Annotated in this window: 27 protein-coding genes; 18 read left to right on the top strand and 9 right to left on the bottom strand. The window is 71.4% G+C overall.

Translation table 11 applies throughout. The features are described from left to right. Positions 1 to 159: 159 nt before the first annotated feature. The 3 genes from BM070_RS19630 to tsaB are packed head-to-tail and all read right to left on the bottom strand — an operon-like array spanning position 160 to position 2,182. Positions 160 to 966, bottom strand: a complete 807-nt coding sequence (locus tag BM070_RS19630) for a uracil-DNA glycosylase family protein (RefSeq protein ID WP_092941054.1) — start codon at positions 964 to 966, stop codon at positions 160 to 162. Continuing rightward, positions 963 to 1,448, bottom strand: a complete 486-nt coding sequence (gene rimI, locus BM070_RS19625) for a ribosomal protein S18-alanine N-acetyltransferase (RefSeq protein ID WP_092941052.1) — start codon at positions 1,446 to 1,448, stop codon at positions 963 to 965. The genes BM070_RS19630 and rimI overlap by 4 nt, the downstream gene beginning before the upstream one ends. Continuing rightward, positions 1,445 to 2,182, bottom strand: coding sequence for a tRNA (adenosine(37)-N6)-threonylcarbamoyltransferase complex dimerization subunit type 1 TsaB (gene tsaB, locus BM070_RS19620; RefSeq protein ID WP_092941050.1), 738 nt, complete (start codon positions 2,180 to 2,182; stop codon positions 1,445 to 1,447). The genes rimI and tsaB overlap by 4 nt, the downstream gene beginning before the upstream one ends. Positions 2,183 to 2,338: 156 nt before the next feature. Here tsaB and dacB point away from each other — a divergent pair, with 156 nt between their 5' ends. The 3 genes from dacB to BM070_RS19605 all read left to right on the top strand — a co-directional run bounded on the left by dacB (position 2,339) and on the right by BM070_RS19605 (position 5,887). Continuing rightward, a complete protein-coding gene (dacB, locus tag BM070_RS19615) occupies positions 2,339 to 3,832 on the top strand; it encodes a D-alanyl-D-alanine carboxypeptidase/D-alanyl-D-alanine endopeptidase (protein WP_092941048.1) in 1,494 nt (497 codons plus the stop codon). Between the two features lie 190 nt (positions 3,833 to 4,022). After that, positions 4,023 to 5,162, top strand: a complete 1,140-nt coding sequence (locus tag BM070_RS19610) for an SGNH/GDSL hydrolase family protein (RefSeq protein WP_245785304.1) — start codon at positions 4,023 to 4,025, stop codon at positions 5,160 to 5,162. Between the two features lie 44 nt (positions 5,163 to 5,206). Then, positions 5,207 to 5,887, top strand: coding sequence for an OmpW/AlkL family protein (locus tag BM070_RS19605; protein WP_092941044.1), 681 nt, complete (start codon positions 5,207 to 5,209; stop codon positions 5,885 to 5,887). Positions 5,888 to 6,024: 137 nt separating this feature from the next. On the opposite strand, the gene BM070_RS19600 is transcribed toward BM070_RS19605, so the two are convergent. The 4 genes from BM070_RS19600 to purE all read right to left on the bottom strand — a co-directional run bounded on the left by BM070_RS19600 (position 6,025) and on the right by purE (position 9,859). Next, positions 6,025 to 6,978: an SGNH/GDSL hydrolase family protein gene (locus tag BM070_RS19600; RefSeq protein ID WP_092941042.1), complete on the bottom strand. Its 954-nt coding sequence runs from the start codon at positions 6,976 to 6,978 to the stop codon at positions 6,025 to 6,027. Positions 6,979 to 7,143: 165 nt separating this feature from the next. Next, positions 7,144 to 8,157 (bottom strand): L-threonylcarbamoyladenylate synthase, encoded by a 1,014-nt coding sequence (locus BM070_RS19595; RefSeq protein WP_092941040.1) that lies wholly within the window; start codon positions 8,155 to 8,157, stop codon positions 7,144 to 7,146. Between the two features lie 35 nt (positions 8,158 to 8,192). Beyond that, positions 8,193 to 9,365 carry a 5-(carboxyamino)imidazole ribonucleotide synthase gene (locus tag BM070_RS19590; protein WP_092941038.1) on the bottom strand — a complete coding sequence of 391 codons (1,173 nt, stop codon included), beginning with the start codon at positions 9,363 to 9,365 and terminating at the stop codon, positions 8,193 to 8,195. Beyond that, entirely contained in the window at positions 9,362 to 9,859 is a 498-nt protein-coding gene (purE, locus tag BM070_RS19585) for a 5-(carboxyamino)imidazole ribonucleotide mutase (protein WP_092941036.1), read from the bottom strand. The genes BM070_RS19590 and purE overlap by 4 nt, the downstream gene beginning before the upstream one ends. A gap of 104 nt (positions 9,860 to 9,963) precedes the next feature. Here purE and trxA point away from each other — a divergent pair, with 104 nt between their 5' ends. Beyond that, on the top strand, positions 9,964 to 10,869 hold the full coding sequence (gene trxA / locus BM070_RS19580; protein ID WP_092941034.1) for a thioredoxin: 906 nt from the start codon (positions 9,964 to 9,966) through the stop codon (positions 10,867 to 10,869). Positions 10,870 to 10,965: 96 nt separating this feature from the next. Here the strand turns inward: trxA and BM070_RS19575 are convergent, their stop codons facing one another. Then, entirely contained in the window at positions 10,966 to 11,892 is a 927-nt protein-coding gene (locus BM070_RS19575) for a phosphoribosylaminoimidazolesuccinocarboxamide synthase (protein ID WP_092941032.1), read from the bottom strand. 356 nt (positions 11,893 to 12,248) lie between these two features. Between BM070_RS19575 and hpf the strand changes: the two genes are divergently transcribed. The 3 genes from hpf to hprK all read left to right on the top strand — a co-directional run bounded on the left by hpf (position 12,249) and on the right by hprK (position 14,264). Then, on the top strand, positions 12,249 to 12,605 hold the full coding sequence (gene hpf / locus BM070_RS19570; RefSeq protein WP_092941030.1) for a ribosome hibernation-promoting factor, HPF/YfiA family: 357 nt from the start codon (positions 12,249 to 12,251) through the stop codon (positions 12,603 to 12,605). Between the two features lie 203 nt (positions 12,606 to 12,808). Continuing rightward, positions 12,809 to 13,276: a PTS sugar transporter subunit IIA gene (locus tag BM070_RS19565; protein ID WP_092941028.1), complete on the top strand. Its 468-nt coding sequence runs from the start codon at positions 12,809 to 12,811 to the stop codon at positions 13,274 to 13,276. Between the two features lie 31 nt (positions 13,277 to 13,307). Then, entirely contained in the window at positions 13,308 to 14,264 is a 957-nt protein-coding gene (hprK, locus tag BM070_RS19560) for an HPr(Ser) kinase/phosphatase (protein ID WP_092941027.1), read from the top strand. A 66-nt stretch (positions 14,265 to 14,330) separates the two neighbouring features. On the opposite strand, the gene fur is transcribed toward hprK, so the two are convergent. Further along, complete coding sequence (gene fur / locus BM070_RS19555) at positions 14,331 to 14,759, bottom strand: ferric iron uptake transcriptional regulator (RefSeq protein WP_092941026.1); 429 nt, start codon at positions 14,757 to 14,759, stop codon at positions 14,331 to 14,333. 126 nt (positions 14,760 to 14,885) lie between these two features. On the opposite strand from fur, the gene BM070_RS19550 reads away from it, so the two are divergent. The 11 genes from BM070_RS19550 (at position 14,886) to BM070_RS19500 (ending at position 23,181) form a co-directional block, all read left to right on the top strand. Then, positions 14,886 to 15,434 (top strand): outer membrane protein assembly factor BamE, encoded by a 549-nt coding sequence (locus BM070_RS19550; protein WP_092941024.1) that lies wholly within the window; start codon positions 14,886 to 14,888, stop codon positions 15,432 to 15,434. 79 nt (positions 15,435 to 15,513) lie between these two features. Further along, complete coding sequence (gene dapB / locus BM070_RS19545; protein WP_092941023.1) at positions 15,514 to 16,335, top strand: 4-hydroxy-tetrahydrodipicolinate reductase; 822 nt, start codon at positions 15,514 to 15,516, stop codon at positions 16,333 to 16,335. A 36-nt stretch (positions 16,336 to 16,371) separates the two neighbouring features. Further along, positions 16,372 to 17,055 carry a MotA/TolQ/ExbB proton channel family protein gene (locus BM070_RS19540; RefSeq protein WP_092941022.1) on the top strand — a complete coding sequence of 228 codons (684 nt, stop codon included), beginning with the start codon at positions 16,372 to 16,374 and terminating at the stop codon, positions 17,053 to 17,055. Between the two features lie 23 nt (positions 17,056 to 17,078). Further along, positions 17,079 to 17,552 carry an ExbD/TolR family protein gene (locus tag BM070_RS19535; protein ID WP_092941021.1) on the top strand — a complete coding sequence of 158 codons (474 nt, stop codon included), beginning with the start codon at positions 17,079 to 17,081 and terminating at the stop codon, positions 17,550 to 17,552. Positions 17,553 to 17,628: 76 nt separating this feature from the next. Then, complete coding sequence (locus BM070_RS19530; protein ID WP_092941158.1) at positions 17,629 to 17,997, top strand: DUF2946 family protein; 369 nt, start codon at positions 17,629 to 17,631, stop codon at positions 17,995 to 17,997. A 201-nt stretch (positions 17,998 to 18,198) separates the two neighbouring features. Beyond that, a complete protein-coding gene (locus BM070_RS19525; RefSeq protein WP_092941020.1) occupies positions 18,199 to 18,456 on the top strand; it encodes a hypothetical protein in 258 nt (85 codons plus the stop codon). 16 nt (positions 18,457 to 18,472) lie between these two features. Further along, on the top strand, positions 18,473 to 18,913 hold the full coding sequence (locus BM070_RS19520) for a DUF2946 family protein (RefSeq protein WP_092941019.1): 441 nt from the start codon (positions 18,473 to 18,475) through the stop codon (positions 18,911 to 18,913). A gap of 178 nt (positions 18,914 to 19,091) precedes the next feature. Beyond that, positions 19,092 to 20,075, top strand: a complete 984-nt coding sequence (locus BM070_RS19515) for an MbnP family copper-binding protein (protein ID WP_092941018.1) — start codon at positions 19,092 to 19,094, stop codon at positions 20,073 to 20,075. 4 nt (positions 20,076 to 20,079) lie between these two features. Further along, positions 20,080 to 21,270, top strand: coding sequence for a methanobactin export MATE transporter MbnM (locus BM070_RS19510; protein ID WP_092941017.1), 1,191 nt, complete (start codon positions 20,080 to 20,082; stop codon positions 21,268 to 21,270). Positions 21,271 to 21,282: 12 nt separating this feature from the next. Then, positions 21,283 to 22,539 carry a hypothetical protein gene (locus tag BM070_RS19505; protein ID WP_245785303.1) on the top strand — a complete coding sequence of 419 codons (1,257 nt, stop codon included), beginning with the start codon at positions 21,283 to 21,285 and terminating at the stop codon, positions 22,537 to 22,539. Between the two features lie 87 nt (positions 22,540 to 22,626). Beyond that, positions 22,627 to 23,181 carry a copper chaperone PCu(A)C gene (locus BM070_RS19500; protein ID WP_092941015.1) on the top strand — a complete coding sequence of 185 codons (555 nt, stop codon included), beginning with the start codon at positions 22,627 to 22,629 and terminating at the stop codon, positions 23,179 to 23,181. The last annotated feature ends 111 nt before the right edge of the window (positions 23,182 to 23,292 follow it).

Here is a 23,292-nt window from a genome sequence, read left to right as displayed (position 1 = left end):
CTACCGACTGGGGTAGGTTTCCACGGGAGGGTTCTCCATGATCGAGAAAGCGCCGGATTATGGCATCGCAGGCCGCCGCGACGGGCTGTGCCGCAGCCGCGCCGCGGGGCTTTCAAAGCCTGTTGACGCGTTCGCCGGGGGCGGCAGCGGGGGCTCTCTTCAGCCCGCGCCGCGCACCAGGGCCAGTGCCCGGCACAGGTCGGCCCAGGCCGCGGCCTTGGCGTCGGGCGCGCGCAGCAGATAGGCCGGGTCGTAGCTCACGATGGCCGGCACCTGCAGGCCACCCGGCCCGGTGAGCGACTGCACGCCGGCGCGCAGCCGGCCCAGGGGCTCGCGGCTGCCCAGCACGGCGCGTGCGGCGCCCAGGCCCAGCACCAGCACCATCGACGGGCGCAGCTGTTCCAGCGCCTGGGCCATGCCGTCGGCGGGCTCGGCAGCGCCTTCGGCCGCAGCACCGCCACGGCCCAGCGTGGCGATCCAGGTGCGCGGGTGGCGGTGCAGCTGCATGGCGCGCAGCATGTTGTCCAGCAGCTTGCCGGCATCGCCCTGCAGGGGCTGTCCGGGCGTGGCGCTCTCGACCACCACCAGCCAGCCTGCGCCCAGCGCGGCAGGCGTGGCGGCCGGATCGGCCTGCGGGTAGGCCGCCACCGGCGCGTGCCAGACCAGGCCCGGGCCGGCTGCGGCGGCCTGCGTGCTGGCGGGCGCAGCCTGGGCCGGCGCGGGAGCCGGCGCAGCGGGGCGGAGCGCGGCAACGGGCGGCGCGGCGTGCGGCGGCTGCGCTGCCGCAGGGGCGTGCGATGGCGCCATGCGGAGCGCTGCGGGCGGCGGTTCGGCCGGCGCCAGGGCGGGCCCGGGCACGGCCGCTGGCGCGGCTTCCGGTGCCGCCACCACGGGCGCGGGCGCCCAGACGGAGATGCCCATCTCCAGCAGCATGGCGCGTTGGCGGGCGTCGAGGTCCAGGCTCATAGTTTCAGGCTCATCACGATGGCGTCTTCGCGCTGGCCCCCATGGGCCGGGTAGTAGCGCTTGCGTTCGCCGACGACGGCATAGCCGTGCGCGGCATAGATCTGGCGCGCGCGCAGGTTGCTCACGCGCACCTCCAGCCACAGCCACTCGGCCTGCTGGCCGCGCGACCACAGGGCCAGCGCGTCGAGCAGCACCCGCGCCCAGCCCTGGCGCTGGAATTCGGGCGCTACGGTGAGGTTGAGCAGGTGCACCTCGTCCACGCCGCGCATGGCGACGAAGTAGCCGACCAGCGTCTCGCCGGCCAGCAGCAGCTGCGACTGGTAGCCGGCGGCCAGCGCGTCGATGAAGTTGCCGCGCGTCCACGGGTGCGGATAGGCGGCGTTTTCGACTTCGAGCAGGGTTTCGAGCCGCTCCGGCGTGAGCGGCTCGAAGCGCACCTCGGTGCCGGGCGGCGCGCTGGGCGGGCGGGGCAGGGCACTCATGCGGCGGGCGTGATGGGCGCGGCGGTGGCCGAGGCCGCCGCGGCTGCCAGCTTGGCGGCGGCGCGCTCTTCGGTGGTCTGCGCGACCTTGTCGCGGATGTAGCGCGGCAGCGCGGCGGCGGCGGGCAGGGCCGCGCCGGCCGCCAGCAGCGCCGGCGCCAGCCGCAGCAGCGCGGCGGCGGTGGGCAGGGCCTGCACGTGCGGGGCGCCGGGCGCGAGCCTTTCGGCATAGGCGGCCTGCGCGTTGCCCGCCACGGTGAAGCCGGCGGGCACCACCAGCGCCTGCGGGGCGCAGAGGGTGAAGTCTTCGGGCGAGAGCCAGCTGCCGTCCGCCTGGTAGGTGAAGGCGGCGGCATAGACCTCGTCCATGCGCGCATCCAGCACCGCCATCACCTGGGTGCAGCCGTGCTCGGCGCGGGCCTGCTCGGCCACGGCCAGCAGGGTGTCGATGGGCAGCACCGGCACGCCCTGGCCGCCGCGCGCGCCGAAGGCCAGGCCCTGGGCGACCGCGCAGGCGGTGCGCAGCCCGGTGAACGAGCCCGGGCCGCGGCCGAACACCACGGCGTCCAGCGTGTCGAAGGAGAGCCCGGCATCGGCCAGCAGCGCGTGGATGGCCGGGATCAGCGTGGCCGATGCCTGCGCGCCGCCGGGGCCGCGATGCTCGCGCACCTCCGCGCCGTTGCGCACGGCGATGGACAGGGTGTCGGTGCTGGTGTCGAGGGCTAGCAGATGCATCGTGGCGAAAAAAGGCGCTGAGGGCTCCGGCGCGAACGGCCGGCCCCGGGGAAAGCCGGAAGGCGGGCTCCGATTATCGGCGGGCCGCGATGGCCCCGGGCAGGATGCGGTCGGCGCACGCCGGGGCTGACGCAATCAGGCCCTAGACTTGCCCGCATGGTGAAATTTCTCTCGCAATGCGGCCGTGCTCCGGCTGCTGCCGCAGCCGCTCTGGCGCTGCATGCTGCCATCGCCCTGCTGGCCGGCGCCCACGCGGTGCCTGCCGTAGCGCAGGGCATCGCCCCGTCCTCCGCGCTGCCCCCGGCGGTGGAGGCCGCCCTGCAGCGCGCCAAGGTGCCGCGCGATGCCCTGTCCGCGCTGGTGGTGGAGGTGGGCGGCCAGGTGCCCCCGCGTCTTGCCTACCGGGCCCAGGTGCCGGCCAATCCGGCCTCGGTGATGAAGCTGGTCACCACCTACGCGGCGCTGGACCTGCTGGGACCGGCCTTCACCTGGGAGACGCCGGTCTATCTGGATGCCGCGCCCCAGGGCGGCACCCTGCGCGGCAACGTCTATATCAAGGGCCAGGGCGATCCCAAGCTGGTGGTCGAGCGCCTGTGGCTGCTGATGCAGCGCCTGCGCGCCCAGGGCGTGCAGACGATCGCGGGCGACATCGTGCTCGACCGCAGCGCCTTCGAGGTGCCGCCCACGGACCCGGGCCTGTTCGACGGCGAGCCGCTGCGCCCCTACAACGCCGCGCCCGATGCGCTGCTGGTCAACTACAAGAGCGTGGTCATGACCTTCGTGCCCGATGCGGCCGCAGGCGTCGCCCGCGTGGCCTACGAGCCGCCGCTGGCGCCCGCGCAGCTGCAGCCCACGGTGCCCCTGGCCGCGCCGGGCACGCCCTGCGGCGACTGGCGTGCCGGCCTGCAGGCCGAACTGGGCGAGGCGGCGCGCATCGGCTTCCAGGGCGTGTATCCGGCGGCCTGCGGCGAACGCCAGTGGGCCGTGGCATCGGCCGACCCGGCGGGCTTCGCGGCTCGCGCCATCGAAGGCATGTGGCGCGAGGTCGGCGGCCGGCTCGCCGGCACGGTGCGCGATGGGCGCGTGCCGGCCGGCCTGCAGCCGGCCTTCAGCCTGCGCTCGCCGGCGCTGGCCGAGGTGGTGCGGGACATCAACAAATACAGCAACAACGTGATGACGCAGCAGGTGTTCCTCACGCTCGCGCTGCAGCGCGGCGGCACGGGCAGCTTCGACGGAGCGCGGGCCGTGCTGGGCCAGTGGTGGCGCCAGCGCATGGGCTCGGCCACCGATGCGCCCGTGCTGGACAACGGCGCGGGCCTGAGCCGCGACGGGCGCATCAGCGCCGCGGCGCTGGCGCGGCTGCTGCAGACGGCCTGGGCATCGCCCCTGATGCCCGAGCTCATGGCCTCGCTGCCCATCGCCGGCGTCGATGGCACGCTGCGCCGCGTGCAGGGCCGCGCCGCCGGCAGCGCCCATCTGAAGACCGGCACGCTGCGCGACGTCACGGCCATGGCCGGCTATGTGCTGGGTGCCAGCGGCCGGCGCTACGTGCTGGTGGCCATCGTCAACCACGCCAATGCGCCCGCTGCGCGGCCGGCCATCGAGGCGCTGGCCGACTGGGCTGCGGCCGACGGGCAGCGTGCCCATTGAGGCGCGCCGCATGGCAGGCAGAGGAAAGGGCTGCACCGCGGTGAAAACCCCTCACGGCGGCGCTGTCAGTGGCTTTTTTGCGCGTCAGTGTTTACCCGGGCAGTCGGGCGCAGGCGCTGCGCATACGATGTGCTCTGGAAAAAAGAACGATCGTTCTATTTGATAACAGGAGCTTTAGATGAAACCTCGCATGCAATGGGCTGCCCGCGCGGCCGTGGCCTCCGCTGTCGCCGCCTTGCTCTCCGCCTGCGGCGGCGGTGGATCCGACACCGGTACCGCCACCAGCGTCTCCTCCGTCCGCGTCATGGGCGACAGCCTGGCCGACAGCGGCACCTTCGGCTACAAGTTCACCGTGCAGGGCACGGCGGCCACCGGCGCCGGCTCCACCGCCATCTGGCCCGAGCGCGTGGCCGCCACGTTCGGCCAGACGCTGTGCCCGCACTACGTCTCCACGAGCAGGAGCTTCAGTGTCAACGCCACCTGCTCCAACTACGCGGTCGGCGGCGGCCGCATCAACAATTTCACGGCGCCCACCTTGCCGGCCTCGATCACCCGCCAGCTGCAGGACGCCGGCGCTGCAGGCTACAACGGCTCCGAGCTGGTGCTGATCGACGGCGGCGGCAATGACGCGGCCGACCTCATCGGCGCCTATCTGAGCATCCAGCGCGACAACGGCGCCACCTACCGCGCCGTGCTCAGCTCGCTGCTCGACTCTGCCACGGTCAACGCCGCCTTTGCGGCCGGCGCCACCGGCCTGGCGCAGGTCGGCGGCCTCTACATGCAGACCCTGGCGACCCAGTTCGCCGCCAACATCAAGGCGCAGACCGTGGCCAAGGGCGCCACGCGCGTGGCCGTCGTGAACATGCCCGGCGTCACCCTCACGCCGCGCTTCCGCCTGGTGCTGCAGTCGGTGGCTGCCAACAGCGGCGCTGCCGCTGCCGCGCAGGCCAGCGCCCTGTTCGATGGCTGGGTGCAGGCCTTCAACGCCAAGCTGGCGGCGGGCCTGGCCGGCGACAGCCGCCTGGCGGTGGCCGACCTCTACAGCTCGTTCAAGGACCAGGCCAACAACCCGGCCCAGTACCAGCTGACCAACGTGACCACTCCGGCCTGCCCGGCCACGGGCATCGGCAGCGACGGCCTGCCCACCTACAACTTCCCGACCTGCACCGCCGCGGCGCTGTCGGCTGCGACCCCGCCGGCCGGCGCCACGGGGGGCTCGGCCTGGTGGCAGACCTACGGCTTCGCCGATGGCTTCCACCCCACGCCCTACGGCCATCAGCTGGTCGGCCAACTGGTCTCGCGCACCCTGGCCTCGGCCGGCTGGCTCTGACCCTCTGACCGTTACCGAGCGATACCCATCAGGAGCTGTCTGCCATGAAGCAACATCAAAAAATCGTCTGGGCCGGTGCGGCCCTCGCCACCCTCGCGCTCGCGGGCGCTGCCCAGGCGCAGGTCGCCGGCACCTGGAGCGTGCGCCTCGGCGCCACCCACATCTCGCCCCAGGTGAAGAGCGGCGACCTGAGCGCGCCGAGCTTTCCGGGCACCAAGGTCGATGTCGGGTCCGCCAGCGCGCTGACCGGCGGCATCAACTACATGGTGACCGACAACTGGGCGGTGGACGTGCCCCTGGGCCTGCCCTTCAAGCACAAGTTCTACGGTGACGGCGCCATCGCCGGCGTGGGCCAGGTCGGCGAGACCAAGGTGATTCCCGCCACGGTGTTCGCTCAGTACCGCTTCGGCGAGGCCAATGCCAAGTTCCGCCCCTACCTGGGCCTGGGCGTGACCTATGCCAAGTTCTTCAAGGAACGCACCACGGCCACGCTGAGCGCGCTGAGCGGCGGCACCCCCGCCAACCCCACCACGGCCAGCATCGAAGACCGCTGGGGCCTGACGCCGCAGGTCGGCTTCGTGTGGAACTTCAACGAACGCTGGTTCGTCGATGCGGCCTACTACAAGAGCTTCCTGAAGACCAAGACGACCCTGTCCACCGGCCAGACCGTGGACATCCGCCTGAACCCCAACGTGTTCGCGGTGGGCATCGGCTACCGGTTCTGACGGCGCAGCCTACCCAACGAAAAAGCCGACCTCGCAGAGGTCGGCTTTTTTCATGGTCATCGACCCGGCTGAGCCAGCCGGGGGGCACGGGGAATGGGCCGTTGGCCGGCCGTCCCCGCGCCTGGGTCTTGCCTGGCTTACCAGCGAGCGCGCAGGCGGTCGAAGGCGTAGTTGCCGAACTGGCGCTGGGCCGACGGCGTGATGTACACCTTGTCGGCGAACAGGTACTTGTCCTGGTTCGCGCCGGGCAGCAGGGTGGAGGTGGTGCAGAGGGAGGAGTTGACCTCGCCCGCGCCGATGCCGATGCCGGGGCCCGGGTCCACCGACGTGCAGACCGGCGTAGTGGCGTTGTCGAAGCCGTAGCTGGACGGCGAGCCCTGGAACACGTTCACGTAGTAGGCCGAGTCCACGTAGAGCACGGTGCTGCCCAGGTCCACGATGTCCACCAGCAGGCCCTGGTTGAAGGCGCTGCTGGCGCTGCCGAGCAGGTCGGTGTTGTTGATGGCGGCAGCCCAGGGCGAGCGGCTCAAATCGTAGGTGCCGGTGACCACGATGTGCTTGGCGCCGGCGTTGGAGAGGCGGCGCACCTGGGTGGCCAGGTCCTTGCCGGCCTGGCGGGCGGCGGCCAGGTACTGGTCGGAGGTCTGCTGGCCGGCCTGCACGGCCCGCATGCCGGTGATCACGTCGCTCACGCCGCCGTCGATCAGGACCAGATCGCCGTCGGCGAAGCTGCCGCTGGCCAGGAAGGCATCCACCTGCTGCTTGACGGTCAGCGTGGCAGCGTTGCCTGCGGCATCCGGCGTGGCCGTCACGCGGGCGTTGCCGCGCGCATAGCTCAGGCCACCGGCGGACAGCGGGGCGATGGTCACGCCGTAGCGCGAGGCGAGCTGCACCGTCCAGTTGTTGATCGAGCCGTCGTTCACGGTGTACTTGGCGCCGTTTTGGCCGACATCGGCCAGGCCGTCGCCGAAGGCGATGAGCCGCGTCGGCGTGAAGGCCGATTCAACGGTGCTCGATCCGCAGGCCGCGATCAACGCGGCCGACGCGCAAGCGGCGACCACGAGGGTGCGGCGCATCCAGTTTGCTGCCATGGTGTTTTTTCTCCAGAAAGGTGGCGTGAGTTTAATCATTACGCTGGCGCAGGCCGGCTTTCGGCGCGCAGCCCGGGGGCGTCCGTCAGGTAAAGAGATGCAAAGCGGGTGCAAAGGCGGTGCCGGCGCGGGGGCATGCAACCGCGCAGTGCGCCCGGCAGGCGCTCAGCCGGCGGCCGAGGCGCGCTGCAGGCGGTCGCGCACGCCTTCCCAGTCGGGCGTGTCGGGCGGGGTCTCGATCCAGATCAGCTTCACGCCGGCATCGTCGAAGCCGCGCAGCGCGGCGAACAGCTGCTGGGCGGTGGCGGCGGCATCGTCCGGCATGCGGCGCTGCACGACCCGCGACGAGGCCGTGCGCAGCGGCGTGCGGGCATAGACGGCCAGGTGCGCCGCATCCGCGCCCAGCACGTCCAGCCCGGCCTGCAGGGCGCGGGCATCCATCAGGCGCACGCGGGCCGCGGGGGCGTAATGGGCTTCGAGCGTGCCCGACGCGCGCGGCGTATGGGTGGGCAGCTCTTCTTTCGATAGCGGCGCGATGCCGCAGGCGGCGGCCACCTGCTCGCGCGTGATGGCGCCGGGGCGCAGCAGCACGGGCACGCCGCGCGTGCAGTCGATGATGGTCGATTCGATGCCCACGCCGCAGGGCCCGCCGTCGAGCACCAGCAGCGCATCGCCGAATTCGTCCTGCACGTGCCGGGCCGTGGTCGGGCTCACGCGGCCGAAGCGGTTGGCGCTGGGCGCGGCCACGCCCAGCACGGGCAGGCCCGGCAGCGTGCCGTCGTCCGACGCGCAGGCGCGCAGCACGGCCAGCGCCACCGGGTGGTCGGGGCAGCGCAGGCCCACGCTGTCCTGCCCGCCCGTGGCGGCCGTGGCCATGTCGGGGCGGCGCGGCAGGATGAGGGTGAGCGGCCCGGGCCAGAACGCATCGACCAGCGCCTGGGCGAAGGGCGGCACCGCGCTCGCGAAGTGCGCGATGCCGGCCGCACCCGCCACGTGGACGATCAGCGGATGGTCGCTGGGCCGGCCCTTGGCGGCAAAGATCTGCGCCACCGCCGCATCGCTGGCGGCGTCGGCGGCCAGGCCATAGACCGTCTCGGTCGGCAGGCCCAGCAGCGCGCCGCTGCGCAGGGCGCTGGCAGCGGCGGCGATGGATTCGGGGAGCTGGCCGTCGAGGATCATGGCAGGCGGTGGGCAGTGGCGGGGCGGTGCGCCGATCAGAAGGCTTCGATGCCCAGCAGCGCGGCGGCCTGCAGGGCCGTGGCGCGGGCGGCCTCGGCCGTGGCCGCGGTCACGTTCAGGTGGCCCATCTTGCGGCCGGGCTTGGCATCGGCCTTGCCGTAGAGGTGCAGGTGCGTGCCGGGCAGGGCCAGCACCGCGGCCCAGGCCGGCGTCTGCGGCTGGGCGTGCGTGCCCTGCGGGAACCACAGGTCGCCCAGCAGGTTCAGCATCACGGCGGGGCTGTGCTGGCGCGGCTGCGTGAGCGGCAGGCCGGCCATGGTGCGCACCTGCAGCTCGAACTGCGACACGTCGCAGGCGTTCTGGCTGTAGTGGCCGCTGTTGTGCGGGCGCGGGGCGATCTCGTTGACCACCAGCGAGCCGTCCTGCAGCACGAAGAATTCCACGCACAGCACGCCCACGTAGCGCAGGCCTTCCGCGATCGATTTCGCCGCGGCCACGGCCTGTTCCGCTAGGTCCGCGGGTACGTTGCCCTCATGCACCTCGGTCACGGCCAGGATGCCGGCGCGGTGCAGGTTGCGTTGCACCGGCAGGTGCACACAGGCGCCGTCGGCGCCGCGCGCGACGATCACCGAGCATTCCAGCGCCAGCGGCAGCATCTTCTCGAGCACGCAGGGCACTTCGCCCATGGCCTGCCAGGCGTCCGCCAGCTCTTCGCGCGTCTTCACGCGGGACTGGCCCTTGCCGTCGTAGCCCATGCGGGCGGTCTTGAGGATGCCGGGCAGCAGGGCCGCATCGACGGCAGCCAGCTCTGCGGCCGAGGCGATCACCGCATAGGGCGCGCAGGGCACGCCGCAGCGGCCGAAGTGCGCCTTCTCGGCGGCGCGGTCCTGCGCGATGGCGACAGCGTCGGCCGCGGGCGCCACCGGGCGCTCGGCGCCCAGCGTGCGCAGGGCCTGGGCCGGCACGTTCTCGAATTCGGTGGTGACGGCATCGCTCAGGCCGGCCAGCTGCGCCAGGCCGTCCGGGTCTTCGTAGGCGGTGCGGATGTGGTGGTGGCTCACCAGGCCGGCGGGGCTGTTCGGGTCGGCGTCCAGCACGGCAGTGAAATAGCCCATGGCCTGCGCGGCATGCACGAACATGCGGCCCAGCTGGCCGCCGCCCAGCACGCCCAGCGTGGCGCCTGGAAGCAAAGGCTGGGCGCCGCTCATGCCGCCACCGGGGGCAGGGTCATGGCGCGGGCTGCGGCGGTCTGCTCGGCGCGGAAGGCTTCGAGCTTGGCGCGCAGGGCCGGGTCTTCGTTCGCCAGCAGGGCCACGGCGAAGAGCGCCGCATTGGCTGCGCCCGCCGCGCCGATGGCGAAGGTGGCCACCGGCACGCCCTTGGGCATCTGCACGATGCTGTGCAGCGAATCGACACCCGACAGGTGCCGGCTGGCGACCGGCACGCCCAGCACCGGCACGGTGGTCTTGGCAGCGATCATGCCGGGCAGGTGGGCGGCGCCGCCCGCGCCCGCGATGATGGCTTTCAGCCCCAGGCCGGCAGCGGCCTCGGCGTAGGCGAACATGTCGTCGGGCATGCGGTGGGCCGAGACCACGCGCGCGTCGTGAGCGACACCGAATTGCTGGAGAATCTGCACTGCGTGCTGCATGGTCTCCCAGTCGCTGGAAGAGCCCATGACCACACCGATCTGGAAGGGTTTCATGTGGAGTGCGCGCGCCGGTCTTGCTCTGGCGCGCTGAAGTGGAACCCGCGATTTTACTTTTGTGCGCGCCCCCTGGGGGTTGCGCACCCAACGGGCCTGAACCAATGATCGATGTCACCGTAGAGAATTTCGAAGCCGAGGTCATCGCCGCCTCGATGCAAGTGCCCGTGCTGGTGGACTTCTGGGCGCCCTGGTGCGGCCCCTGCAAGTCCCTGGGCCCTGTGCTGGAAAAGCTGGAGACGGAATACGCCGGCCGTTTCAAGCTGGTGAAGATCGACTCCGACCAGGAGCAGCAGATCGCCGGCATGTTCGGCATCCGCAGCATTCCCACCTGCGTGCTGCTGATGAACGGCCAGCCGGTCGATGGCTTCATGGGCGCGCAGCCCGAAGGCCAGGTGCGTGCCTTCCTCGACAAGCACGTGCCGCCCGCCGGCGAAGAGGCTCCTGCCGAGCCCGAAGAAGCGCCGGCCGCCCCGGGCGCCGAAGACCCCGCCGCCGCGCTGGAAAAGCTGCAGCACGCCGTCGCCACCGATCCGGCCAACGACGATGCGCGCTTCGACTACGTCAAGCTGCTGCTGCAGATGGGCCGCGAGGACGACGCCAAGGTCGCCTTCGCCCCGGTCATCGCCAAGGCCGGCGTGTCGCGCAGGATCGGCGCGCTCAAGGCCTGGATGGATGCTATCGATTCAGTAGCTATGGGCGCAGGTATCGAGGGCGCTGGCGCCGAGTTTGATGCCAGGATCGCCGCCAACAAGCGCGACTTCGACGCCCGCTTCGGCCGCGCGCAGTGGCTGATGGCCCAGCAGCGCTGGACCGACGCCATGGACGAGCTGCTGGAGATCCTGATGCGCGACAAGGCCTGGAACGACGAGGCCGCGCGCAAGACCTATGTGGCCATCCTGGAGATCATCGAGCTGCCCAAGGTCAAGGTCGCCGAAGGGCAGATCCCGCCCGAAGACCCGGTGCTCGCCACCTACCGCCGGCGCCTGTCCAGCGTGGTGCTGAGCTGAGCGCATCGGCGGATCGGTCCGGGGCCTTGCAGACCCCGGCGCCATGAAAAAACGGCCCTCGCGGGCCGTTTTTCTTGGGGGCTGGCGCGGGCCGTATCAGGCCGCCGTCAGGCGTTCCAGCGCCTCGCGGTACTTGGCGGCGGTCTTCTCCACCACCTCGCGCGGCAGGCGCGGCGCGGGGGCGGTCTTGTCCCAGGGCTTGCCGCCCACCTGGGCCTGCTCCAGCCAGTCGCGCACGAACTGCTTGTCGTAGCTGGAAGGGTTCTCGCCGGCAGCCAGGGCGGCCTCGTAGCCTTCCACCGGCCAGTAGCGCGAGCTGTCGGGCGTCAGCACCTCGTCCATCAGCACCAGCTCGCCGCTCGGCGTGAGGCCGAACTCGAACTTGGTGTCCGCGATGATCATGCCCTTTTCGAGCGCGATGGCCGCAGCCGCCTCGTACAGCGCGATGCTGATGTCGCGGATGCGCGTGGCCAGGTCGATGCCGACCATCTCCACCGTGCGCTCGAAGGTGATGTTCTCGTCATGCTCGCCCACGGCGGCCTTGGCGGCCGGCGTGTAGATGGGCTGGGGCAGGCGCGAGGCGTTGGTCAGGCCCTCGGGCAGCGGCACGCCGCAGACCGAGCGCGATGCCTGGTATTCCTTCCAGCCGCTGCCGGCCAGGTAGCCGCGCACCACGGCCTCGACCGGGATCGGCTGCAGGCGCTGCACCAGCATCGAGCGGCCGCGCACCTGGGGCGCCTCGGCCGGCGTGACCACGCTTTCGGGGTCCTCGCCCGTCAGGTGGTTGGGCACGATGTGGCCCAGCTTGTCGAACCAGAAGAGCGCCATCTGCGTCAGCAGCTCGCCCTTGCCCGGAATGGGCTCGCCCATGATCACGTCGAAGGCCGAGAGCCGGTCGCTGGCCACCATCAGGATGCGGTCGTCGCCCACGGCGTAGTTGTCGCGCACCTTGCCGCGAGCCAGCAGCGGCAGCGAGGTGAGGGCGGAGGTGTGCAGGGCGGCGGAAGCGCTGGTTGAGGTCATGGCTGCGGGAAATGGGGCGGAAGGCAAGCGAAAAAACGCCCGGCCAGAGGCTTCGGGCCGGGCGGAGAGATTCTAGCGGCCGGCCCTGCGGCGCCGGCCGGAAGGGGCTGCGGTGCGGGGGGCTGGGCGCCATGCCGGGGGCTGCGTTCCGGCCAACCTGAAGATTGTGAAGCTTTTTTGGCAGTTCGGCACCTTCGCTCATTAACCCGCAACCTGGCACAGGGATCGGGTTTGCGTTTGGCGGGGGGCGGGCGCATAGTGAACCCAGGCGAGCGATGCATGCATTCAGTTCCGCGGCCTGCCCCTGACCGGCACGGGCGGCCATGTTTTCAACGGTAAACATAGGAGATTCGTCTATGAACCTGACGATCAGCGGCCATCATCTGGAAGTGACCCCCGCTCTGCGCAGCTACGTGACCTCCAAGCTCGAACGCATCACCCGCCATTTCGACCAGGTGGTCGATGTGAAGGTGCTGCTCAGCGTGGAAAACCAGAAGGAAAAGGACAAGCGCCAACGCGCCGAATGCAATGTTCATGTGAAGGGCAGCGACCTGTTCGCCGAAAGCTGCCATGCCGACCTCTACGCCGCCGTGGATGAACTGGTGGACAAGCTCGACCGCCAGGTCGTGCGCCACAAGGACCGCCTGCAGGACCACAGCCACGCTCCCCTGAAGCGCGCCTCCGTGCAACCCGCTGCCGCAGCGGCAGCCTGATCCTCACCGGGACGTTTTTCATCCCCCGCCATCCGATGCGTCACGGCAATCCTCGCCCGTGACCCCCGCGCCGGCCGGTCCGGCGACACAGCCGCCCTACCACGGGCGGCTTTTCGTTGTCTGGTCTTGCCTGTTGCCCATCGTTACACTGCGAGGGTTTTCGATAGGGTCCTCCCCGGGACGTGCATAATCGTTTTCACACCATGAACCGTCTCGCTTCCATACTGCCGCCCGCCCAAGTGCTGGTGAGCGTCGATGCCACCAGCAAAAAGCGTGCTTTCGAAGAGGCGGGCCTGCTGTTCGAGAGTCAGCACGGCCTGTCGCGGGCGCTGATCACCGACAGCCTGTTCGCCCGCGAACGGCTGGGCTCCACGGGTCTCGGCCACGGGGTGGCCATTCCCCATGGCCGCATCAAGGGCCTGAAGGCGCCCATGGCGGCGGTGTTCCAGCTGGAGAACCCCATCGGCTTCGACGCCCCCGACGAACAGCCGGTCGGCCTGCTGATCTTCCTGCTGGTGCCCGAAGCCGCGACGCAGAAGCACCTGGAGATCCTCTCCGAGATCGCCGAGCTGCTGAGCGACAGCGCCCTGCGCGAGCGCATCAAGTCCAGCACCGACGCGGTCGAGCTGCATGCGCTGATCGCCAACTGGCAGTCCGCCCAGGCCGCCTGAGCGCCGGGCCGCACCACCCCTCCGCCGCGCCGTGAAGCCCAATGTCGTCAGCGCCGATGTCCTCTTCGAGGAATTCCGCGGACCGTTGAAGTGGGAATGGCTGGCCGGGCTCGGTGCCTCCGAGCGGCGCTTCGACGAGGTCGCCGTGCGGTCGGCCCGTTCGGGTGCCGATCTGGTCGGCTACCTGAACTACATCCATCCCTACCGGGTGCAGATCCTCGGCGAGCGCGAGATCTCCTACCTGGTCAACGCCCCCACGCCCGAAGACTGCAAGCGCCGCATCGCGCGCATCGTGACGCTGGAGCCGCCCGTGCTGGTGCTGGCCGACGGGCAGACCGCGCCCGATGCGCTGCTGTCCATGTGCGAGCGGGCGCAGATCCCGATGTTCTCCACGCACGAGTCGTCGGCCTTCGTGATCGACGTGCTGCGCGCCTATCTGTCCAAGCACTTCGCCGACCGCATCACCATGCACGGCGTGTTCATGGACATCCTGGGCCTGGGCGTGCTGATCACCGGCGAGTCGGGCCTGGGCAAGAGCGAGCTGGGGCTGGAACTCATCTCGCGCGGCAACGGCCTGGTGGCGGACGATGCGGTCGATCTCTTCCGCATCAACCAGACCACCATCGAAGGCAAGTGCCCCGAGCTGCTGCAGAACCTGCTGGAAGTGCGCGGCATCGGCCTGCTGGACATCCGCGCCATCTTTGGCGAGACGGCGGTGCGCCGCAAGATGCGCCTGAAGCTCATCGTGCATCTGGTGCGCAAGGAAACGCTGGAGCGCGAATACGAACGCCTGCCCTACGAGCCGCTGACCCAGGACGTGCTGGGCGTGCCGGTGCTCAAGGTGGTGATCCAGGTGGTGGCGGGCCGCAACATCGCCGTGCTGGTGGAAGCGGCCGTGCGCAACACCATCCTCAACCTGCGCGGCATCGATACCTACCAGGAATTCGTGGAGCGCCACCGGCGCGCCATGGAGCGCGACGGCTCCTGATCCGAGCTACCGCGGCGGCCCTGCGCAGAGGCCGGCCGCTCTGCCGGACCCATCCTTGATTCCTGATTACTGGCGCGAAGGCAGCTTGGCGCAGTCGGCGCACTGGCCGTAGAGCGCCATGGAGTGGTCGTGCACCACCCAGCCCTTGTTCTTGGCCACGATCTGCTGGCGCTTCTCGATCTCGGCGTCGTAGAACTCCTCGACCTTGCCGCACATGGTGCAGATGAAGTGGTCGTGGTGCTGGCCTTCGTTCAGCTCATAGACGGCCTTGCCGCTCTCGAAGTTGCTGCGGTTCAGGATGCCGGCCTGCTCGAACTGCGTGAGCACGCGATAGACGGTGGCCAGGCCGATGTCGGAGCGCTCCTCGAGCAGCACGCGGAACACGTCTTCCGCCGTCATGTGGCGCTGGGCGCCTTTCTGGAAGATCTCAAGGATCTTCAGGCGGGGCAGGGTGGCCTTCAGACCGGTGCTCTTGAGTTCGTCGATATTCGTCATGACAGGGGATCTTTCGGAGGGGCGCCAGGCGTTCCTGCGCGCGGTGTGCGGCCTTCGCAAGAGGGCGGGGCGGGCTCTGAAAACCTGCCGCTACAATGATCCGATCATATCGCTATGGTCTTTTCCATGTCCGCTCTCGTCCATTGCAGCGCCCGTTGGGCTGCCATCCTGTTGATCGGCGCCGGCCTTGCAGCCTGCAGCAGCTTCGACAGTGTCAGCAACCGCGTGTCCAGCGTGGTCACTCCCTATAAAGTGGATGTGGTGCAGGGCAACTTCGTGTCCCGCGAGCAGGTGCAAGCCCTGCAGCCCGGCATGACCCGCCAGCAGGTCAAGGAAATCCTGGGCACGCCCCTGGTCACCAGCCTGTTCCGTGCCGATCGCTGGGACTACGTCTTCACCCTGAAACGCCCGGGCGTCGATGTGCAGGAGCGCAAGCTCGCCGTGTTCTTCAAGGGCGACGCCTTCGATCACGTGGAAGGCGACGAGATGCCGACCGAGGCCGAATTCGTCGCCTCGCTGGGCTCCAAGCGCGCCAAGGCCAAGGTGCCCGAGCTCGAAGCCACCGAGGCCCAGCTGGCCCGCTTCCCCAAGGCGCCGCCCCAGCCCGAGCCGGCCGCGACCCCCGTGCCGCCGCCGCCCTCGAGCTACCCGCCGCTCGAATCCTCCGCCCGCTGATCGCCGCGCCCACCCGGGCCGCAGGCATGCCGGCCTGCACGGGCGGGCCGGCGCAGGCACCGCTCATTCCTTTCCTGCCATGACCGCAACCTCTTCTGTTCCCAGCCGCGTCGCCATCGCCGGCGCCTCCGGCCGCATGGGCCGCATGCTCATCGAAGCCCTGCGTGCCACCGAAGGCCTGGTGCTGGCCGGCGCGCTCGACGTGCCCACCAGCCCCGCCATCGGCTCCGATGCCACGGCCTTCCTGGGCCAGGCCAGCGGCGTCGCCATCACGGCCGACCTGCGCGAAGGCCTGCAGAACGCCGACGTGCTGATCGACTTCACCCGCCCCGAAGGCACGCTGGCGCATCTGGCGCTGTGCGCCGAGCTGGGCGTGAAGGCCGTCATCGGCACCACGGGCTTCACCGAGGCGCAGAAGGCCGAGATCGCCGCCTTCGCGCAGAAGACCGCCGTGGTCTTCGCGCCCAACATGAGCGTGGGCGTGAACGTCACGCTCAAGCTGCTGGAGATGGCCGCCAAGGCGCTGTCCACCGGCTACGACATCGAGATCATCGAAGCCCACCACCGCCACAAGGTGGATGCGCCCTCGGGCACCGCGCTCAAGATGGGCGAGGTCATCGCCGAGGCGCTGGGCCGCGACCTGAAGGACTGCGCCGTCTATGCCCGCGAAGGCGTGACCGGCGAGCGCGACCCGTCCACCATCGGTTTCTCCGCCATCCGCGGCGGCGACATCGTGGGCGACCACACCGTGCTCTTCGCCGGCACGGGCGAGCGCATCGAGATCTCGCACAAGTCCTCCAGCCGCGCCGGCTACGCCCAGGGCAGCCTGCGGGCCGTGCAGTTCCTGCAGGCGCACCGCACGGGCCTGTTCGACATGTTCGACGTGCTCGGCCTGCGCTGAGCACGGCGCAGCGCCACCACCCACCGAAAGCCGCGCATGGACCTGCTGCACTGGTGGCGTCAGGGCGATGCGGTGACGCAGGGGGTGGCCCTGGTGCTGCTGGCCATGTCCGTCTCCAGCTGGGTCGTGATCTGCTGGAAGGCCTGGCTGCTGCGCCATGCCCGGCGCGACGTGCAGCGCAGCGCCGCTGCGTTCTGGCAGGCGCCCTCGCTCGCCGAAGCGCCCCGGCGCCTGCAGCCTTTCGACCCGAACGCCCTGGTCCTGCCTCTGGTGGCTGCTATTGAAGATGTAGCAAACGGCGATGCCCAGGCCGCGGCCCGCGGCGCCACGCTGGCCACGCGCGGCAGCCGTTCGCAGCAGCTCACCCGCCTGCTGCGCGGTGCGCTGCAGGGCGTGGTGGCCCGGCTGCAGTTCGGCCAGGTGCTGCTGGCCACCGTGGGCGCCACGGCGCCCTTCGTGGGGCTGCTGGGCACCGTGTGGGGCATCTTCCATGCGCTCACCGCCATCGCCGGCGCCGGGCAGATCACCATCGAACGCGTGGCCGGCCCGGTGGGCGAGGCGCTGGTGATGACGGCCGCGGGCCTCGCCGTCGCCCTGCCGGCCGTGCTGGCCTACAACGTGTTCGGCCGCATCCTCGGCGCGGTCGAGGCCGAGCTCGAAGGCTTCGCGCACGACCTGCGCGAGCTGCTGCTGGACGCAGCACCCGGCGCGGGCCACTGAAGGCCCACGCCCGCGCCACCGCCATGGCATTCGGCCGATTCGAGCGCAACCCCGGGCCCCGGCCCTTCAGCGACATCAACGTCACGCCGCTGGTGGACGTGATGCTGGTGCTGGTGGTCATCTTCATCCTCACGGCGCCGCTGCTGGCCAGCTCCATCCGGCTCGACCTGCCGCGCGCCGAGGGCGTGGCGCCGGCGGGCACGCCGCCCCGGGCGATCACGCTGTCGCTGGACCGCACGGGCCAGGTCTTCCTCGACGATGCGGCGGTGCCGGCCGATGCGCTCGGCGCCCGGCTGGCCCAGGCCGCCGCGCAGGCCGGCCCGGGTGCGGAGGTGCAGCTGCGCGCCGACACTGCCGTGCCCTATGGCCGCGTGGTGGAGGTGATGGGCGCGGCCCAGGCCGCGGGCCTCTCGCGCATCGCCTTCGTGGCCGAGCCGGCATCGCCGGGCGCAGGCACTTCGGCCTCGCAGGCCCCTGCGCCGGGCCCGGGCCGATAGGGCAGGGCGGCCCGGTGCGCGGCGCTGGACAAAATGCCCTGCCGCACCGCATGGCTTCACGGCCATAATGCCGCGCATGCACCTGCTGCGCACCTCGTCGATGCTGGCCCGCCTGATCCTGGCGTGGTTCGTGTTGACCATGGGCGCGGCCATCGCTTCGCCCCTGGTGCATCCGCAAGCCATGGAACTGGTCTGCACGACCGGCAGCAGCACGAAGCTGGTCGTCGTGGGGGATGACGACCCCGCAGGCAACCCGTCCGCGCATCACGCGCTGGACTGCCCCTTGTGCTTGCACTTCAGCGCGCCGCCGTCCCAGGCGCAGCCAATGGCGGCCGTGCACCCGCAGCCCCTGGCCCATGCCCTGCGGCCGATCGTGGCCGCCACCCTGGCCGCGCTCGCGGGCGCGCCGCTGCCCCCGCGCGGGCCGCCCGCCTTCGTTGCCTGAGCCTGCTCCCCGCAGCCCGGTGCCGCCGCAGAAGCCTGCGCGCTGCGCCGCCTGAGCGGAGCGCCTCTCCCGCGCGCCTTCCGGCATTCCGCCCCTGCTCCGCCTGAGCCCCGCACGCCATTGCGTGCGGCGCACAGCGCGGTCGCTCCCAGGCCGGTCCGGGCGCCGGGTTTCCACGGACTCATCAGGAATCGAAACGACATGTCTCACGACCCGTCCTCCCGGGCGCGGCTGCCCGTGCTGCGGCCGCACGGCCGCCCGTTCATCGCAGCCTTCGTCTGCGCGCACCTGGCGTTGCTGGGCGCGGCCTATGCCGCTGCCGCGCTCCAGGCCGAACGCCATGAACTGCCCGCCGATGCGCCCGCCGCCGCTGCGGAGGTGCATCACTTCGGCCGCATGACGCTGCTGCCCTTGCGCGCGCAGCGGCTGCCCGAGCCCTCTGCCTGCTGCCGCGTCTAGCGGCAAAAGCCTGCCCATGGACCGCCGCTTCGTCCGCCGCCTGGCCTGCTGGCTGATCGTCTGGATGGCGTTCGCCAGCCTGCATTCGGCCCTGGCCGCCTCATGGCTGCTGCTGGGCGGCGGCACTGCGGGCGGCGCCCAGGTGGTCGAGGTCTGCACCAGCCAGGGCGTGCGCTGGGTGAGCCTGCAGCCGCAGCAGGACACGCAGGCGGACGCCGCCGACGACGCAGCCGGTGGCAACGGCACGGGAAGTGGCTCTGCCGACGGCCTGCCGCACTGCCCGCTGTGCCGCTTCGTGGGCGATGCGGCGCCCGATCTGGCGCGCAGCGACCTGCGCTTCGCCCGGCCCCTGCAAGACCGCGCCCCGCCGCCGGAGGCACCCCCGACGCCCGGCGGCGCGCTGGCCCACATCGCGCTCACGGCGCCGCCACGCGCACCACCCGCCGCGCTGGGCTGAGCCGCCTGGCCGCCGCCGCTGTGGACAGCAGCGGCGGCGATGGGTCCGCTCGGCGACCTCTCCTCCTCCCGATCTTTTCCTTCCAGAGCCTGGCGCCTTGCCGGCCCTGGGCCGACTTTCCCTGGGTGCCGGCCGCCGCGCGATGCAGGGCCGGTGCCTGACTCGAATGCGCATTGCCATGACTTCTTTCTTCTCTCTGCCTTCTTCATCCCGCGCCGCGAGCCGCACCGCCCTGTGCCGGGCACTGGCGCTCGCCTTGCCCGTGGCCCTGGCGGCCTGCGGTGGCGGCGGGGGCGGTAGCGACGCTGCTGCGGCCAATCCCACGCCGACCCCCGCTCCCACGCCCGCCGGCCCCAGGAGCGTGGCCATCACCTTCGCGGCCCAGGCCGGCTCCCAGGCCGTGAAATGCGGCACGCCGATCACCGGCCTGGGCACGGGCCGGGTCAGTGCCGATCTGCACGATCTGCGCTTCTACGTGAGCAACGTGGCCCTGCTGAACGACAAGGGCGAGGCCGTGCCCGTGACCCTGGAGGCGAGCGACTGGCAGAACCAGGACGTGGCGCTGATCGATCTGGAGGACGGCACCGGCGCCTGCGCCGACGCGGGGACGGCCGCCATGAACCTGCAGGTCAAGGGCACGGTGCCGGCCGGCAGCTACCAGGGCCTGAAGCTCACCGTGGGCGTGCCCGCCCGCCTGAACCACACCGACTACGCCGTGGCGGCCAAGCCCATGGACGTGCAGGCCCTGGCCTGGTCCTGGCAGGCCGGCCGCAAGTTCGCGCAGATCGAGGTGAACCCCGCCGGCGGCGTGGCGCGGCCGGCTCCGGCCGCGGCGGGCAAGACCTTCTACGTGCACCTGGGCTCCACCGGCTGCACCGGCAACCCGGTGACGGGCGAGACGGTGAGCTGCGCGCGCCCCGACCGCATGGACTTCAGCCTGCCCGGCTTCGACCCCGCCCGGCAGAAGGTGGTGCTGGACCTGGCCGCGCTCTATGCCGGCACCGATCTGAATACCGACCAGGGCGGGGCGCCGGGCTGCATGTCGGGCGCCACCGACCCGGAATGCGCGCCGATCTTCAAGGTGCTGCAGCTCGATCTGGCGACCGGCCAGCCCATCAACAGCGGCAGCGGCCAGACCCTGTTCCGCGCCGAGGCGCTGTAACAGCATGGCGCGACACCATTCGCCCCTGCGGATGGCCGCCCGGGCGGCCGGCCTGCTCGGGGCGCTGGCCCTGGGCGGCTGCGGCGGAGGGGGCACCTCCGTCAGCGACGACTCGGGGCGCAGCACGGGCTGGTCCTGGGCCCTGCCGGCGTTCTTCCCCACGCCCCGGGTGCCCGAGGCCAACCCCATCACCGCGCCCAAGGTGGCGCTGGGCCGCTTCCTGTTCTACGACCGGCGCCTGTCGGGCAACGGCACCCAGGCCTGCGCCAGCTGCCACATCCAGTCCAAGGCCTTCACCGACGGGCTGGCCACCTCCATCGGCTCCACCGGCCAGCACCACCCGCGCAATGCCCAGGCCCTGGCCAACGTGGCCTACAACGCCACGCTGACCTGGGCCAACCCGTCGCTGGTCACGCTGGAAAAGCAGATGGAGACGCCGCTCTTCGGCACCGACCCGGTGGAGATGGGCGTGAACGACGGCAACAAGGACGCCATCCTGGCGCGCCTGGCGGCCGATGCCGGCTACCGGGAGCGGTTCGCCCAGGCCTACCCCGGCCAGGGCAACCCCATCACCTGGGGCAACGCCATCCATGCCATCGCCTCGTTCCAGCGCACCATCCTCTCGGGCGGCAGCCTCTACGACCGCTACCTGCAGGGCAAGGCCACGCTGCCGCCCGCGGCCGAGCGCGGCATGAACCTGTTCTTCGGCGAGAAGGCCGAGTGCTTCCACTGCCACAGCAGCTTCAACTTCAACGACCAGGTCGTGCACGCGGGCAGCCGCATCGTGGAAACGCCCTTCCACAACACCGGCCTCTACAACATCGGCGGCACCGGGGCCTTCCCCGAGCCCAACCGGGGCGTCTATGAGCTGACGCAGCTGGTCAAGGACATGGGGCGCTTCCGCGCACCCAGCCTGCGCAACGTGGAGGTCACCGGCCCCTACATGCACGACGGCAGCATCGCCACGCTGGAAGAGGTGCTGGAGTTCTACGCGGCCGGCGGGCGCAACATCACCTCGGGCCCCTATGCGGGCGACGGGCGCGCCCATCCGAACAAGAACGACTTCATCAACCGGATCGACCTATCGGCCCAGGAGCGCGCGGACATCGTCGCCTTCCTCAAGACGCTGACGGACCACGATCTGCTCACCAACCCCCAACTGTCCGACCCGTTCGCGGCAGCCGGAGCGCAATAGATGGCCCATCCGTTGTCACCCCCTTCTCGTCGTCACTGCCGCACCACCCCCCTGGCGGCCGCGGCGCTGCTCTGCCTGGCAGCGTCCGCGTCTTCGCCCGCGCGGGCGCACGAGGCCGGCGATGCCGCCATCCCCGCCGAGCCCGGCCTGCAGGTCGATGCCGCCGCGGCCGTGGGCTACCTGCATGCAACCCGGCCCGTGCCCGCCCCGCGCCTGACGGGCGTGCTGGGCCTGGGCGACACGCCCGCCGACCAGCGCGGCTGGGCGCTGGAGCACGCCACGCTGGGCGCGGGCTGGCGGCTCGCGCCCCAGCTGGGCGCGGCTCTGGCCCTGGGCAAGCACGGCGGCGAGCGCGCCCACGTCGAGGCCGCCTGGGTGGAGGCGCGCCCGGCGGCCGATTCCACCTACGCGCTGGGCGCGGGCCGCAACCGCATGCCGCTGGGCCCGGTCATCGACCCGGCGGGGCACCTGGACCGTTACGGCCAGATGCCCCTCGTCAAGCGTGCCGCCTTCAACGGCGACTGGATCGAGGACGGCGTCAACTGGGCCTGGCGCCCGCATGCCGAAGGCGCCTTCGCCTGGCTGCAGGCGGTGGATGCGGGCCTCTGGCGCGCGCGCCGCTTTCCCGGCAGCGAAGACGCCGCCTGGGCGCCCACCGTGCATGCCCGCGCCGGCTGGCAGGCCTGGGGCGACTGGGAGGCAGACGCCTTCTACAGCCGCCTCAAGCCCCGAGGGCGCGGCGCCTACGTGCAGCGCGCCAACAGCGGCCACATCCACACCGCGCCGCAGTGCAGCGCCAGCCTGCGCGACATCAGCTGCTTCGACGGCACGGTGGACCTGATGGGCGCCAGCGCCCGCTGGGCCACGCCGCTGCGGGGCCTGAGCCTGACGGCCGCCGGCGCGCTGCGCCGCGAGCGCGGCAGCCTCTATTCGCAGAACGGCGACACCCGCTACAGCGGCCGCACCCGCGGCGGCTGGCTGGAGGCGCTCTGGCAGCCCGCCGCGCAGTGGGAGGCCGGCGTGCGGCAGGAATGGCTGCGCAGCTCCAACAGCGTGGCGGGCCCGGGCGCCGCGCTGGTGGCGGCCGACGCCAACCTGCTGCCCAACGACCCCTCCCGCCGCTTCACGGCCATGCTGGGCTGGCGTCCGCGCCCCGGCTGGCTGCTGGCGCTGGAGGCCGGCCGCGAGCGCATCGCCGGCCAGGGGCAGAACCTTGTGGCGCTGCGCGTGCTCTATGTTCCAGGCCCGCTGCTCACCCTGCCGCGGTAGTCCATGGCCGCCGCACCGCTCTTGCGTTTCCGTTTTTCCCTTTCCCTTTCCCTTTCCCTTCAACGTTCCCAACAGGAGATCCAGACCATGACCACCATCCCATCCTTGCGCAGCGCCATCGCCCGGGGCCTCTCGCGCCGCGCCGTGCTGAACGCCGTCGCCGCCACCGCCCTCGCTCTGGGCGCGGCCGGCGCCGCCCAGGCCCACGACTTCCGCCTGGGCCAGCTCATCATCGACCACCCCTATGCGCCGCCTTCGCTCGCCGGCACGACCAACGGCGCGGCCTATCTCAAGGGCATCCGCAACCAGGGCGATGCGCCCGACCGGCTGGTGTCCGCCAGCACGCCCGTGGCCGAACGGGTGGAGCTGCACGAGATGACCCATGAGGGCGACATCATGCGCATGCGCGCCGTCGCCGGCATCGACCTGCCCGCCGGCCAGGAAGTGCAGCTGCGCCAGGGCCAGCGCTACCACCTGATGCTGCTGGGCCTGCGCCAGCCGCTCAAGGCAGGCGACCGGTTCGACCTGACGCTGAAGTTCGAGAAGGCCGGCGAGACCACCGTGAAGGTCTATGTGCAGCCGCCCAAGGCCGCCGGCGCCAGCGGCGGCGAAGGCGGCCACGAGCACATGCATCAGCACTGATCGCAGCGCCGATGTGCCGGCCCGCCCGTGTCGCATGCCGGCATGGGCGGGCCGGGGGCAGGGGCGGGCGGGGCGGCGCTGCCATCGCGCCTAAAATCGCCGGCTGATTTC

This window comes from Paracidovorax wautersii, from assembly GCF_900113035.1.
GTDB lineage: Bacteria > Pseudomonadota > Gammaproteobacteria > Burkholderiales > Burkholderiaceae_C > Paracidovorax > Paracidovorax wautersii.
Note: the sequence above shows the minus strand (reverse complement) of the source record. Positions and strands in the feature narration are given on the sequence as shown.